We start from the raw sequence: 13056 nt of genomic DNA on the forward strand, positions 1-13056 counted from the left end.
TCCATCTGCCGTAAAACACGGTGGAGCCTCTCATACATTTCCCTCGGTGCCAGCCGATCGTCACCTGAAGACATAGGGGTGGCTGGTTAAATGCAGGCCATGCGTCAAGCCGAGCGCTCGCGTTGTCGAGCACAGCCCGTCGCCCATCGGCGGCGGGCATCGCCTGGGTAGCTCAGCGGTAGAGCAGCGGGGTCATAATCCGCTTGTCGTAGGTTCGATCCCTGCCCCCGGCACCAAATTCAAGCCGCAAGGCGCACGCTCCCCCGCGTACCGACGACTGGTCACTCCGTCGCGTGAAGAAATCGGAGAGGGGGATCAACACACACGCCATTGAAAATTCATGCATCGGGGTCCTCCGGCGTAGGCGGCCGGTCTCCAAAACTGCGCTGCGAGAGTTCGAGTCTCTCCCCCGGTGCCAATAAAAAAACAAGAAGAGCCATGGCCACGAACAACTCATCGGAAGTGCAGGATGCGACTGTCAGCGACACGTCGGCGTCCAATCCGGCGACTGCCGGAACGTCGCGCTACCGCGTCATCGCCCCGCACGGAATCCACCTCGGGCTCGATTTCTTCGGCGTAAATTCGATCATCAATCTGACGGCAGGCGGCGCCAAATATCTGCTCCTGAACAGCCAGATTGCGCTCGCATCCGAGCAGGCCCCTGTGGGCGTGCCGGATGGTCCAAGCGAAGACGACGTCAAGATCGATATCTACGTCAACAGTGCGGCGAAGACCGTTTCGCTCACGAAGCTCCGGGAGATGTTCCCGAACATCCAGGGTCCTGCTGGCGATCCCGGTCTGCCGGGACCACGCGGCGCCCGTGGTGAGAAGGGCGACAAGGGCAGCGACGGTCACAGCATCTACCTGAAGGGCGTTGTCTGGAGCGTGGACCTTCTCCCGGCGGGCGCGAGCCAGGGCGACGTTTATCTTGTGCAAACCACGAGCCATTGGTGGGCGTGGCTGGACTCCAGCTGGGTCGACCTGGGCTCGTTCAGGGGAGAGCAAGGCCCGCAAGGTCTGCGCGGACCTGAGGGCGAGCGCGGAGAAAAGGGCGAGCGAGGTCCACTCGGCGCAGTCGATCCCGCCGACATGCTGACGATCGCAAACAATGTTCTGTCGGCGCAAGCCTACGCCGATTCTGCTCATACGTCTGAGACGAATGCGGCTTCGTTCAAGAATGGCGCGGCAAGCTCGGCGACGGCGGCGGCTACGTCCGCGACGAATGCCAGCGACAGCGCAGCAGCGTCTGCCGGATCGGCATCCGCCTCGGCCATGAGTGCCTCGGCAGCTAGTTTGAGCGAGACCAATGCTGCCGTCAGCGCATCAAATGCGGCAACCAGCGAAGTCAATGCTGCGGCTTCTGCCGCCGCGGCTGCGTCGTCCAAAGGCGATGTAGAAACCGCACTGGCGGAAATGACCACCCTGGCTGCGGATGCGTCAACGAGCGCCTCCAACGCTCATACCTCGGAGACGAACGCGGCTGCGTCAAAGAGCGCTGCTGCTGCTTCGGCTTCGGCGGCGGCTACGTCCGAGACCAATGCGAGCGCGAGCGCGACGGCTGCCGCTGGATCGGCATCATCCGCATCCGACAGCGCCGCATCGGCTCTGGGAAGCAAGAACGCAGCCAGCACCAGCGCATCGAATGCGGCCACCAGCGAAAGCAACGCAGCTGCTTCCGCCGCGGCGGCGGCTGCATCAGCGGGCGCGATGACGCCTGCCTCGGCCTTGCCGCTCGTGGATGGCGCGGCCGACGTTGGTACGTCAGCGAAATACGCGAGGGAGGATCACAGGCACGGCACGGATACCACTCGTGCTCCTGTTGCGTCGCCGTCCTTCACCGGAAATGTCAGTATTGAGGCGGGCAGCTATCTCAGCTTCGGTGCAACACCCGGCACCAGCGGCTACGGCATCCGCGACAATGCGGGTGTCATCGAGACCAAGAGTTCCGGCGCAGCCTGGTCGCCGGTCGCTACCACCGCCTACGTCTCTTCGGCTGTGGCGAACATCGTCAACTCGGCTCCGAGCACGCTCGATACTCTGAACGAGCTGGCTTCGGCTCTCGGCAACGATGCGAACTTCTCGACCACGGTTTCGGCCGCCCTGGGCAACCGCCTCCGGGTCGACACCAACGCGCAGGGCCTGGATGCCACCCAGCAGAGCAATGGCCGGACCAATCTCGGCCTCGGCAACGCCGCGACCCAGAACGTCGGCACGACCGCCGGCACCGTCGCTGCGGGTAACGACTCTCGTTTCACGGCTGGCGCCTTCACGACGCTGACGGTCGGTGGCAACGCCGTCTGGCACACCGGCAACTTCGCTCCTGGCAACTACATGCCGCTCGGTGGCGGGACGATGACCGGTGTGATGTATGGCGCCACGCTCAATTTGGCCATGGTGGCGGGCGACGGCAGCTCACTTGGTAGCTTCGTTTGCCGAGCCGCCGGTACCGGCGATGGCGGTCTGGCCGGCTTGACCTTCTACAACAACGCTTATGCCATCAAGCTTGGCATTCGTTCGGACGGCTACTTCGGCCTGGGAGGTTGGTCGCGAGCAGCTTGGTCCTGGTACTCGGCGTCAGACGGCTCGATGGTCGCAGCCGGCAACATCTCGGCGTACTCGGATCCAGATCTGAAGGACGATGTGAGCGTCATTTCTGATGCGCTCGACATCATCAGCAAGCTCGATGGTGTCCGGTTCACCTGGAACCACAAGACGAAGCTGATTGGCCGTCCTGGAGAGCGCGACGTTGGTGTCCTGGCCGACCAGGTCGAGGCGGTCCTGCCCGAACTCGTTGGTCTTTCGATTCCCGATGACGACAACGATGGCAAGCAGTGGCGCGTGGTCGCCTACGACAAGCTCGTGCCCGTCCTCATCGAAGGCATCAAGGCGCAGCAGGCGAAGATCGACGGGCTCCTGAGCTGGGCGCGATCCAACGGCTTCGACGGATAACACACTCAACCCAACCGGAGCTGCCTCACCGCGGCTCCGGTCAACATGGCTAGAACGATGTTCGCCCTCCTATCCCTCATCCCGGGTCTCGTCTCAGGACTTCTGAACTGGCTCAACAAGAAGACAGATGCCGACCTTGAGAAGTGGAAGGCTGCTGTCGGCGGAGACGTGACGCTGAATGTCGCCGAACTCCGATACAAGGTCGAGGTCGCCAGAATGGCGGCCGAGATGCGCAAGGACGACCGCGACCACTGGTTCACCGCCTGGATGGTGCCGACCGCCTTCGCAATCTTCATCATCCACGTCGCCGCTGTCGTTTTCGACAGCATCCCGTTGCTCGGCCACGAGGTCGGAAGCTGGCAGGTCGCCAAGTTGCCGGGCCTGTATGCCGACATGCAATACAACATCGTCATGACGATCTGCGGCGTCGCCGGCGTCTCGGCGATCAAGAAGATTTTCTCCCGATGAAGCCCATCACCGACACCTCGATGGTCTCCGAACTCTCGGCGGCCAAGAAGCCCATCGTCATCAAATTCGAAGCCAAATGGTGCGCGCCATGCAAAGCGATGACCCCGATGCTCAACGCTATCGAGCAAGAATACGGGGACCGCGTTCAATTCTTCACGGCCAACGTGGAACACTGTCAGCTGATGGCCCAGCGGTATCGGGTCTCTCAGATCCCCGCGCTTTTGGCTTTGGACGGAGGGATCGTGACAGGAACACGCACCGGCTCAGGATCAAAAGCGGAAGTCGTGGAGTGGATGAAGCAGTCCATCGCAGGCCTCCGAAATGAGCGATGAGGCGAAGCAAGGCTTCGTCATCGACTTCAACTCCATGAACATCGTCTTCGAAGGCGGGTTTTCCGCGCCGATCGTTGCAATGATCGATCGGTTCGACATGGAGACGGACGATCCCCGCGAGGCTGAGGAAATTCTGATCGAGATGCCTCCGGAAGGCATCGTCGTGACCATGCTGATGAGCGACCTCGCACCCGTAATCGAGGCCACTCGCAACTAACAAGAAGAAGAAAATGAGTGATCTACCGCCACGTCGCCGGGGACGGCCGACGAAGGAGGAGGCGGCTGCCTATGCCGCTGCCGCCCAGGACAAGCAGAAGAAGGACAACAAGGAGACCGAGTACCTCGACGAGGTGTTGGCCCAGCCGATCAAGCGACGCGCGGCGCAGGCAAAACTGCAGCCCGACGAGGCGACTTTGCGCACGATCGGCGAGCTGGGCAAGCTTTTCTGTACCCAGGAAGAGGTCGCAGCCGTGCTCGGCGTCTCCCGCCGCACGTTTCAGACCTTCATCTCCGAATGTCAGGAAGCCCGGGACGTCTGGGACGACGGCCTGATGCACGCCAAGGTCTCGCTCCGACGCAAACAGCTGTCGCTCGCCGACAAGAATGCGCCGGCCGCCATCTTCCTCGGCAAGAACTACCTCGGCCAGAAGGACGAGAGCACCACCAACATGAACATCTCCAAGCCCGTCGCTGAAATGAGCGAGGCGGAGCTGATGGAGATTGCCCAGCGCAAGTCGGCCGAGCCGAAGCCCGAGGCGAAGAAGGAAAGCGTCCACTGACGATCGAGCACCGGTCGTAGGAGAGATCCCAATGACCAACGACCGGCGCCGAACTCGAGCCGTCACCGAGACCATTCGCCAGCAGCGTCGCGACGCTATGGAGAAAAGCCTTTGGCACTCGAAGAACCTCTCCGAGGCCAAGCGAGAAGTGGCGGCTCCCGCTGCACCTCGACACGAAGAGCCGTTGGAAGTCCCGCAGGAGCAGGACATCCCGGCCATTGAACCACCCACGAAAGGAGAACTGATAATGGGACTTCCCCACCTGGTCATCGTCGGCGCCGATAAGGGCGGCGTCGGCAAGACCGTCGTTGCGCGCACCGTGCTCGACTACTTCAAGAGCGTCGGCGTCGATGCCCGCGCCGTCGACACGCAGCAGCCCGCCGGCAACCTGATCCGCTTCCACAAGGACGTCACCGAGGTGATCGACCTGTCCAGCTCGGACGGCCAGATCAAGGTGTTCGACTCGCTGCCGAAGCATCCGGTCACCGTGATCGACATCCAGGCAGGCCTGCTCACCCCGACGCTGACCCTGCTGAGCGAGATTGGCCTGCTTGCCATGGTGCAGGACGGCAAGATGAACGTGACCACGATGCAGGTCATCGGCAGCACGGTCCAGTCGCTCAGCGAGATCGAGGTCGCTGCCAAGATCCTGACCGGATCGCGGCACTTCATCGTCAAGAACCACACCAACGACGCCGCGTTCTTCGCCGGCCTCAATGTGGCGACCGACGCGATGAAGGCCGGCACCGCGCTGATCGACATCCCGAAGCTGGATGAGCGCGCAACCGAATACGTTGAGGCCGCGGCCACGTCGTTCTCGGAATACGCCAAGACCGGCGACTCCTTCGTCATGAGGGGGAAGGTCGGCCACTGGCTCAAGAGCGTCTTCGCCCAGTACGAGGCTACCAAGCTGAACATCGTCTAATGGCCCTCGTCATCAACCTCATCGGAGGCCCGGGCTCGGGGAAGAGCACGACCGCAGCCGGTCTGTTCTTCCTTATGAAGCTCGCCGGGCTGAAGGCGGAGTTGGTGGTGGAGTACGCCAAAGAGCTGTCCTACGACGAGAACTGGAGCACGTTGAAAAACCAGCTCCACGTTCTCGCCGAGTAGGAGAGACGACAGCGATGCCTGGTCGACAAGGTCGACTACATCATCACGGACTCGCCATTGCTGACCAGCATGGCCTACGTCTCGGACCCGCGGGATTGCATGCCAGTGGCCGAGGCGGCGACCGTCCTCTTCTCCACCTACGACAATGTCAACTTCGTCATCAAGCGGGTCAAGCCGTACGCCACGTACGGGCGCAATCAGACAGAGGACGAAGCCAAAGAGCTTGATCAACGCCTGGTCGAAGGGATCTGGGCGAACGAAGTGATCGACCTCATCGTGTCAGGAGACGTGACCGCGCCACAGGTGATCTTCGATCATCTGAAGCGAACGCGGATGATTTTCTGACAGGCCGAGAACAAGACCCCTGACGGGATCGCGCAAGCGACCGCAACACTAAGTTCTGAGCTTACAGGACGATCCGCTTGGCCAGCGGGCGTGGGGTCCTCCTTTTTCGACGCGGTGGCCGAGCGGCCAGGCAGCAGATTGCAACCCTGCGGAGGCTGGTTCGACTCCAGCCCGCGTCTCCATTCACTCTGGTCGAGTTGCCGCTTCGGGGGCATCAGCGCCTCGCGCCTCGACCGGAGTCTAAACTCCGGAAAGCACCGTGAACGAACTTATCGACGTCTCCCCCGAGGAGGCGGCGGCCGAGATCCTGCGTCGTAGGAGGGGCCGCGAGCACCTCATCGACTTCACCCAATACACGCTCCCCAAATACAAGGCCGATCCGTTTCATCGTCTCGTCGCAGAGAAGCTGGAAGCAGTCGAGCGCGGGGAGATCAAGCGACTGATGCTGTTCGCGCCGCCGCGGCACGGCAAGTCCGAGCTGTCGACCAGGCGCTTCCCGGCCTTCTTCATGGCCAGGAACCCCGAGAAGAACGTGATCTCGGCGTCGTACAACGGCGACTTCGCGACCACGTTCGGACGCAACGTCCGCGACATCGTCAAGGGCAAAGAATTTCAGACCCTGTTTCCGAATGTCGGAATCAAGTCCGACAACCGAGCGGCCGACGAATGGGCGCTAGAGCAGGGCGGGCAATACTTCGCGGTCGGCGTCGGCACAGGCACGACAGGTAAGGGCGCCCATCTCTTTCTGATCGACGACCCCATCAAGGACCGCAAGGAAGTCAAATCAGCCGGCTTCCGCGACGACCAGTGGGATTGGTATCGCGACGTCGTTTACACCCGTCTCGAGGAGGATGCCGCAATCGTCCTCACGCTGACGCGGTGGCACTACGACGACATCGCCGGCCGGCTCATCGAACTGATGAACGACGGCAAGGGCTTGCCCTGGGAGATCCTGTATCTACCGGCGCTGCCCTACACGAAGAAGACCGAGTCGGGTGAGCTGATCCTCAACGACGACGGCACATGCCCGGGCGATCCGCTCCGGCGCAAGCCGAACGAGCCGCTGGCTCCGCAGCGCTTCTCCTACAACGCGCTCCAGGATCGTCTCGACGTTCTCGGCGAGCGCTCGTTCGCAGCGCTCTATCAGCAGCAGCCGATGACCGACGACGGCGGCATGTTCAGGTCCGACTGGTTCGCGCCATGTCCGGTCGCTGAGCTTCCCGCTCGCCGCGTCAAGGTTCGTGCCTGGGATTTGGCGGCAACAGCTGACGGCGACTACACGGTCGGCGTCCTGATGTCGCGCGACGCTCAAGGCATCTTCTACATCGAGCACGTCATCCGCTTCCGCGGCTCGCCTCTCGAAGTCGAAAAGAAAATCTTCGAGACGGCCAAGAACGACGGTCGCTCGACGCAGATCTTCATCCCGCAAGACCCAGGCCAGGCCGGCAAGAGCCAGGTCCAGGGCTTCATCCGCCGGCTCGCCGGCTACATCGTTAAGACTGCACGCCCCACCGGATCGAAAGAAGTCCGCGCTGCCGCATTCGCGGCGCAGGCTGAGAACGGCATGGTGAAGATGGTTCCGGGCTCCTGGAACAACGTCTTCACCGATGAGCTGGAGACGTTCCCACTCGGCACCTACGACGACCAAGTCGACGCAGCTGCTGACGCATTCAACGCTCTGCTCGGTCCCAAGAAGGCCGCGGTCCTTGACTGGTAACGTCAGGACACCCCCGCCAAATGGCTGATAACAGCAACCAATTCGTCTACGTCCCTTCACCCCAGAGTGGCAACCCAGGTCAGACGTCTGCCGCTTTCACGACCATGCAGACCAGGACCTCATTGCTCCGCGCCGTTTACGGCGGCACGGAGACGATGCGCGCCAAGGCCCAAGAATTTCTTCCGCAGTATGAGAAGGAATCGGACGCTCGCTACCAAGCGCGACTGAAGTCCACGTTTGCGCTGAACAAGCTGCGTGAAGCGGTCGACGCCGCTTCGGCGAAGCCCTTCCGCACCATGCTCAAGGTTCTGGATCCGAGCAATGACCAGGACCTGCCGCTGTGGGTCCAGGACATCGACTTGCAGGGCAATCACCTGCACGTCTTCGCTCACCAGCTCTTCAACAACGCCATGCTCGACGGCATGGCTCACGTTCTGATCGACCATCCGTCGACGTTCAACATGCCAAACCTGGCGGCGCAGAAGGCGTCGGGCGCTCGTCCGTTCTTCAAGCTGTACAAGGTTGATGACGTCGCTGCCGCCTACGACGCTTATGTCGGTGGTGACGTCAAGACGTGGCATGTCCGCATCCGCGGCTTCCGCGCTGATCGCGACGGGTTCAAGGAGAAGAGCTACAACCAGCTGCGAGTAATCGAGATCGACCCCACGAAGGGGACCGGTATCGTGCAGCTCTGGGAGCAACTTGCAACGTCGGGCGGCGGCAGCTGGACCTTCATCAGCGAAGAGCCGTTGCAGAACATGCCAGAGGTCCCGTTCGTCACGCTCTATGCCGGCGAAAAGGAAGCCGACTACCAGGTCAAATCCGTCTTCCAGGACCTTGCCTATAAGCAGATCGAGCACTGGATCTCCAGCTCGGATCAGCGCTCCATCCTCTCGGCTGCCCGCTTCCCGATGCTGGCGTGTTCCGGCGTCCAGATCGACCCGGAAGACGAGGCTCAGTTCGCCATCGGTCCGTACAAGGTGCTCTACGCGCCCGAGGCCAATGGCCGCTGGTATTACGTCGAGCCCCGCGGCACGGCGATCGAGAGCGGCGCCAAGGATCTCGACCGACTCGAGATGCAGATGGACATGATGGCGCTCAACCCGGTCACGGGCACGCACCGTCAGTACGTTCCGCAGAACGAGCGCGACATCCAGGAGACTCGCGTTCACTCCGTCGTCCACGACATGGCAATCAACTGTCAGGACGCCATTGAGCGGTGCATCCAGTTCATGGGGCAGTGGACCAATAAGGACCTGACCCAGGCCAAGGCGATCCTCAACACCGAGTTCTCGAACACCAAGGACCGGCTGCTCGAAGTCGCCCAGCTCGTGAAGATGTGGGAAGAGCGCGGCCTGTCGCGCAAAGCCCTGTTGACCGAAGTGGTGAACAGGAACTTGCTCGGAGACGATTTCAGCTTGGATGACGAGCTGGCCTTCTGGGCCAAGATCGACGAGCTGAACATGCAGGCCGCTGACGGCATGCTGCCCGGCCGCTGGACCCAGGCCGATCCGACGAAGGAGCCGGCAGGCGGTGGCGGCAGCAGCAGCTCCGACCCGAATGCCTCTGCAAACGGAAATGGAACCGGCACCGGAACCAACCCCGCGCCGAAGACATTCGATTTCCCGAAAGGTCAGACGCGCCCGACAAAGCAAATCTGATTGACTCGCTGCAAACGGCAATGCTAATTACCGCGCCCCATGGCTGACTTGACCCTGAAGCTCGAAGCATCCGAATATCGATGTGAACCCTGCACGTTGCGGCAGGGGACCGTCGTGCGCGAACTCGTGCGGATGATCCCCAAGTCGGTCGTGGTGTTCGGCAAGCTGGTGGGGCCGGAGTATTACTGCTGCCCGATCTGCTACGAACCCAAGTTCGATGCAAAGACACGGAAACCAGTGAAAAATGGCGTCAAATCAGCAGCAAAATCCAAACGGATCTCAGTGGTCAAATAGTCCTCCTCCGATCCAGACAGACCCGTGGGTGAAGCTGGCGGCCAGGATCTACGTTTTCAAATCGATGGCGCCGGCTTTTGCCATCCTGCTCCTCGTCGCCTTCACGTATTGGTTCTTCACCCGCCCCTGATGGGGCGGGCTTGCCCTCCATTTGCATTTTCAGACCCCCCTCTTGACAAACATGGGGGGACTGTGCTTATACATTTGCTCAAATGCAAATGGAGTGACCGTGCAGCTCTTCCACCGCAACAGCCTCGTTTCCGCCTTCAAAATTCCGCTGTGGGGGCAGGTTGCGGAGGAAACCCCGCCGAATTGGCTGGTTTCGCGGCTGCAAACGGGCGAACTTGAGATCAACCGCCTTGGCGGCCTGACCGTGAACACGCCGTTCGGCGTTCAGCAGAGCCTCCCTGGCGACGTCGTGATCCTCTTTGCAGACAATTCGATCGGCTTCGAGAAGCCTGAGAAGTTCGAGCGGGACTTCGCGCCCGTCAAGGAGCTGCCGCTGGCAGCCTGATCCAGTTTCCACCCGGTCCTCGTGACCGGGTTTTTTTCTGTCTCACTCACTCCAACTTCCTCACCCGCCAGGGACCTCTCTGGCGGGATTTTTTCTCGCGCCACGGGTTCGCGCTCCTGGGTTCTTCCAGTAGAGCGCGATTTCGGCGGTCTCAGCTCGCATCCCGCACAAGACGAGCAGGGATATCCAAGAGCGCGCCGCACGCCCGCGCCGCCGCCGAACTAGACATGGGTGCCGGTAAGCCGGCTTGGACCTCCTGAGAGGTCGGTACAGCAGTTCGCTGCCAAGGCCAGCCCACACTCAAAAGTTTCGCCAGCAACGCACCACCGAGCGCCGGGACGGCCTCGGAACGGCATCTGCTGGCTTCCAGAGATTCCCCGGTCCTCGGGGATATCACCGGCCCTCAGGCGGGATGCTTGACGGGCCTTTTATCACGAGGGGCGGGACGCCCCGCATTTCCGGGATGGATATGCTTAAAGCAGTCGTAACTGATCTCAACGAACTCGATGAGGGCCTCCGAGGCTACTACGTCGCGAAGGACGGGAAGTTCTTCCTGAACGTGACGCCGGTCGAAGGCTTCCAACTCGACAACACCCAGGGCCTGAAGACGGCGCTCGGTGCGGAACGCAACAACGTTTCCGTGCTCCAGGCGCAGCTGAAACCCTACGAAGGACTCGATGTCGCCGCGGCCAAGACCGCGATCGAGCGCATCGCTGCCTTCGGAGACATCACGCCGGAAGCCGCCAAGCAGGCGGTGGAAACGGCGGCTCGACTGACTGCACTCGATCCCGAGAAGCAGGCCGAGCAGATCGCGAACACCAAGCTCGACACCATCAAGGGCCAGCTCTCCGCTCAGTACAATCTGAAGGAGACCGAGTGGTCCACGAAGGTCAAGGGCCTGGAAGACACGAATGCCAGCCTGGTGGGGCAGCTGAAGAAGATCAAGGGCGAGAGCCTGATCCAATCGGAAGTCGCCAAAGCCAACCCCCTGGACGACGCGCGGGATGCCGTCGAACTCCTGGTGGGCAAGTTCGTCCGCACGTCCTTGAAGGACGGCGAGGTCGTCACCGAAGTGATCGACACGAACGGCAACCCCCGCATCAAGGACGTGAACGGCACGCCGTTTACGGTCGCTGATCTCGTCAACGAGATCCGCGAAAAATCCGCGTCGCTCTTCAAGCCCGACGAGAAGCGCGGTCTGGGGACCAACCCCGGCAATCAGGGCGGCGCTGCGCCGGCCGGTGGGGTTGTGAACCCCTGGGCCGCGGAGACGCGCAACATCACCCAGCAGATGGTGCTGGAAAACACCAAACCCGAATTGGCCAAGCAGCTGAAAGCAGCGGCCGGCGTGACCGACTAAGGTCCTCACGCCTTCCAACATGCATGCGCCCGGCACCCGTGTGTCCGGGCGTTTGCTTGAATGCAAACCAGCGGCGGCCAGTCAACAACCTCAAGAGTGAGAAATGACTGCAACTGCTCTCGCGGACATGATCGTCCCGACCAAGTTCAACAAGTACGTCCAGGTTCTTTCGACGCAGAAGTCCGAACTGTTCCAGTCGGGCATCATCACCGACCTGACCTCGGTGATCGACAGCGAGATCGAAGGCAAGACGGTCAACATGCCGTTCTTCAACGACCTCGATGCGTCCGACGCCGAGCAGGTGCTCGACGACTCGACCGACCTGACCGTCAGCAAGATGACGACCGGCCAGGACGTGGCCGTGAAGCTCCTGCGCGGTAAGGCGTTCGGCGCGACCGATCTGGCGGCCGACCTGTCCGGCGCCGACCCGATCGACGCCATCGCGAACCGTTTCGCTGACTGGTGGAACAAGCGCATGCAGACCGCGCTGCTCGCCACCCTCGCGGGTGCGATGGGCTCGGCCGACATGGCTGCCAACGTCAACGACATCTCCGCCCTGACCGGTGGCGCCGAGAACTTCGACGCCGACTCGTTCATCGACGCCGCGTTCTTGCTCGGCGACGAACAGGGCGGCCTGAACGCCGTCGCCGTCCACTCGCTGACGCTGAAGGCGATGGTCAAGGCGGACCTCATCGACTTCGTGCCCGACAGCCAGGGCAAGCTGACGATCCCGACCTATCTCGGCAAGACCGTGATCGTCGACGACAGCATGCCGGTGACCGGCGCGGGCGCGAACCGCGTGTTCACCACCTACATCTTTGGCCCCGGCGCGATCGGCTACGGCGAGAAGTCGCCGAAGACCCCGGTCGAGGTCGAGCGCCAGGCTCTGAAGGGCATGGGCCAGGAGTACATCGTGAACCGCCGCCAGTGGGTCATGCATCCCCGCGGCATCAAGTGGCTCGGCACCAACCAGGCCGGCGTCACCCCCGCGAACTCCGAGCTGGCCGACGTCGCCAACTGGAAGCGCGTGTACGATCCCAAGATCGTCCGCATCGTCGCCTTCAAGCACAAGCTGGCGGCCTAATCGTCTCTGACGGTTAGATCTGAAACACGAGATCCCTCCTCGGGCAACCGGGGAGGGTTCTTTGTGACTCTGGAGACAATCATGATTGGAGCTAAGGGCTTTCGAGCCCGTGAGGCGGCTGCGAACTACAAGCGCCGCGATCGACGTCTGGTCTCGGACGAGGTCCGCGCCATTCGCTTCGCCAACCTGCACGGCAACGACGAAAAGCCGGAAGCGCCGGTCGAGCCGGAAGTGAATGTCGAGGCTGAAGCGCCCGACGAGCAGCCGGAGACGCAGGTCGAGCAGACCGAACAGTCTGAAGGCGATGCGACCGACGAAGCTGGCGACGAGGCCGGCGACGAAGGTGAAGGCGAGGGTGAGGCTGAAGGCGAGGCTGATGCCGGCGCCGACAAGACCGCCGCCCCGAAGAAGAAGGCCGGCAAGAAGTCGGCGAAGAAGTAAGG

15 protein-coding genes and 3 tRNA genes are annotated in these 13056 nt (G+C 62.0%); all 18 read left to right on the forward strand.

From position 1 onward, the window contains the following. Window positions 1-161: 161 nt before the first annotated feature. The 18 genes from FXV83_RS16355 (at window position 162) to FXV83_RS16440 (ending at window position 13054) form a co-directional block, all read left to right on the forward strand. Window positions 162-236: transfer RNA gene (locus tag FXV83_RS16355), tRNA-Met, on the forward strand. Window positions 237-344: 108 nt separating this feature from the next. Next, window positions 345-418: transfer RNA gene (locus FXV83_RS16360), tRNA-Trp, on the forward strand. Between the two features lie 20 nt (window positions 419-438). After that, window positions 439-2949 (forward strand): tail fiber domain-containing protein, encoded by a 2511-nt coding sequence (locus FXV83_RS16365; protein WP_148740440.1) that lies wholly within the window; start codon window positions 439-441, stop codon window positions 2947-2949. Window positions 2950-3006: 57 nt separating this feature from the next. Further along, a complete protein-coding gene (locus tag FXV83_RS16370) occupies window positions 3007-3417 on the forward strand; it encodes a hypothetical protein (RefSeq protein WP_148740441.1) in 411 nt (136 codons plus the stop codon). Then, the gene (locus FXV83_RS16375) at window positions 3414-3749 is read left to right on the forward strand and encodes a thioredoxin family protein (RefSeq protein ID WP_148740442.1); all 336 of its coding nucleotides are present in this window, start codon (window positions 3414-3416) and stop codon (window positions 3747-3749) included. The genes FXV83_RS16370 and FXV83_RS16375 overlap by 4 nt, the downstream gene beginning before the upstream one ends. After that, window positions 3739-3966 carry a hypothetical protein gene (locus tag FXV83_RS16380; RefSeq protein WP_148740443.1) on the forward strand — a complete coding sequence of 76 codons (228 nt, stop codon included), beginning with the start codon at window positions 3739-3741 and terminating at the stop codon, window positions 3964-3966. Before FXV83_RS16375 ends, FXV83_RS16380 begins: the two co-directional genes overlap by 11 nt. 13 nt (window positions 3967-3979) lie before the next feature. After that, entirely contained in the window at window positions 3980-4528 is a 549-nt protein-coding gene (locus FXV83_RS16385) for a hypothetical protein (RefSeq protein ID WP_148740444.1), read from the forward strand. 247 nt (window positions 4529-4775) lie between these two features. Continuing rightward, window positions 4776-5453, forward strand: a complete 678-nt coding sequence (locus FXV83_RS16390) for a P-loop NTPase family protein (protein ID WP_148740445.1) — start codon at window positions 4776-4778, stop codon at window positions 5451-5453. Then, window positions 5453-5638, forward strand: coding sequence for a DEAD/DEAH box helicase family protein (locus FXV83_RS16395; protein ID WP_148740446.1), 186 nt, complete (start codon window positions 5453-5455; stop codon window positions 5636-5638). The genes FXV83_RS16390 and FXV83_RS16395 overlap by 1 nt, the downstream gene beginning before the upstream one ends. Before the next feature lie 57 nt (window positions 5639-5695). Then, on the forward strand, window positions 5696-5983 hold the full coding sequence (locus tag FXV83_RS16400) for a hypothetical protein (RefSeq protein WP_148740447.1): 288 nt from the start codon (window positions 5696-5698) through the stop codon (window positions 5981-5983). A 108-nt stretch (window positions 5984-6091) separates the two neighbouring features. Next, window positions 6092-6165 (forward strand) — tRNA-Cys (locus FXV83_RS16405). A gap of 77 nt (window positions 6166-6242) precedes the next feature. Further along, window positions 6243-7700, forward strand: coding sequence for a phage terminase large subunit (gene terL, locus FXV83_RS16410; protein WP_210250738.1), 1458 nt, complete (start codon window positions 6243-6245; stop codon window positions 7698-7700). A 20-nt stretch (window positions 7701-7720) separates the two neighbouring features. Further along, a complete protein-coding gene (locus FXV83_RS16415; protein ID WP_148740448.1) occupies window positions 7721-9361 on the forward strand; it encodes a DUF4055 domain-containing protein in 1641 nt (546 codons plus the stop codon). 39 nt (window positions 9362-9400) lie between these two features. Beyond that, on the forward strand, window positions 9401-9655 hold the full coding sequence (locus FXV83_RS16420; RefSeq protein WP_148740449.1) for a hypothetical protein: 255 nt from the start codon (window positions 9401-9403) through the stop codon (window positions 9653-9655). Between the two features lie 229 nt (window positions 9656-9884). Continuing rightward, on the forward strand, window positions 9885-10169 hold the full coding sequence (locus FXV83_RS16425) for a hypothetical protein (RefSeq protein WP_148740450.1): 285 nt from the start codon (window positions 9885-9887) through the stop codon (window positions 10167-10169). A 469-nt stretch (window positions 10170-10638) separates the two neighbouring features. Next, the gene (locus FXV83_RS16430) at window positions 10639-11529 is read left to right on the forward strand and encodes a hypothetical protein (protein WP_148740451.1); all 891 of its coding nucleotides are present in this window, start codon (window positions 10639-10641) and stop codon (window positions 11527-11529) included. Between the two features lie 103 nt (window positions 11530-11632). Further along, window positions 11633-12613 carry a major capsid protein gene (locus FXV83_RS16435; RefSeq protein ID WP_148740452.1) on the forward strand — a complete coding sequence of 327 codons (981 nt, stop codon included), beginning with the start codon at window positions 11633-11635 and terminating at the stop codon, window positions 12611-12613. An 81-nt stretch (window positions 12614-12694) separates the two neighbouring features. Next, window positions 12695-13054, forward strand: a complete 360-nt coding sequence (locus FXV83_RS16440) for a hypothetical protein (protein WP_148740453.1) — start codon at window positions 12695-12697, stop codon at window positions 13052-13054. The last annotated feature ends 2 nt before the right edge of the window (window positions 13055-13056 follow it).

It is taken from the genome of Bradyrhizobium hipponense (assembly GCF_008123965.1).
GTDB lineage: Bacteria > Pseudomonadota > Alphaproteobacteria > Rhizobiales > Xanthobacteraceae > Bradyrhizobium > Bradyrhizobium hipponense.

What these genes read in the sequence shown, in the direction of transcription:
- FXV83_RS16365 (WP_148740440.1), top strand. Translation starts at nt 439, where the DNA reads ATGGCCACGAACAACTCATCGGAAGTGCAGGATGCGACTGTCAGCGAC.
- FXV83_RS16370 (WP_148740441.1), top strand. Translation starts at nt 3,007, where the DNA reads ATGTTCGCCCTCCTATCCCTCATCCCGGGTCTCGTCTCAGGACTTCTG.
- FXV83_RS16375 (WP_148740442.1), top strand. Translation starts at nt 3,414, where the DNA reads ATGAAGCCCATCACCGACACCTCGATGGTCTCCGAACTCTCGGCGGCC.
- FXV83_RS16380 (WP_148740443.1), top strand. Translation starts at nt 3,739, where the DNA reads ATGAGCGATGAGGCGAAGCAAGGCTTCGTCATCGACTTCAACTCCATG.
- FXV83_RS16385 (WP_148740444.1), top strand. Translation starts at nt 3,980, where the DNA reads ATGAGTGATCTACCGCCACGTCGCCGGGGACGGCCGACGAAGGAGGAG.
- FXV83_RS16390 (WP_148740445.1), top strand. Translation starts at nt 4,776, where the DNA reads ATGGGACTTCCCCACCTGGTCATCGTCGGCGCCGATAAGGGCGGCGTC.
- FXV83_RS16395 (WP_148740446.1), top strand. Translation starts at nt 5,453, where the DNA reads ATGGCCCTCGTCATCAACCTCATCGGAGGCCCGGGCTCGGGGAAGAGC.
- FXV83_RS16415 (WP_148740448.1), top strand. Translation starts at nt 7,721, where the DNA reads ATGGCTGATAACAGCAACCAATTCGTCTACGTCCCTTCACCCCAGAGT.
- FXV83_RS16420 (WP_148740449.1), top strand. Translation starts at nt 9,401, where the DNA reads ATGGCTGACTTGACCCTGAAGCTCGAAGCATCCGAATATCGATGTGAA.
- FXV83_RS16430 (WP_148740451.1), top strand. Translation starts at nt 10,639, where the DNA reads ATGCTTAAAGCAGTCGTAACTGATCTCAACGAACTCGATGAGGGCCTC.
- FXV83_RS16435 (WP_148740452.1), top strand. Translation starts at nt 11,633, where the DNA reads ATGACTGCAACTGCTCTCGCGGACATGATCGTCCCGACCAAGTTCAAC.
- FXV83_RS16440 (WP_148740453.1), top strand. Translation starts at nt 12,695, where the DNA reads ATGATTGGAGCTAAGGGCTTTCGAGCCCGTGAGGCGGCTGCGAACTAC.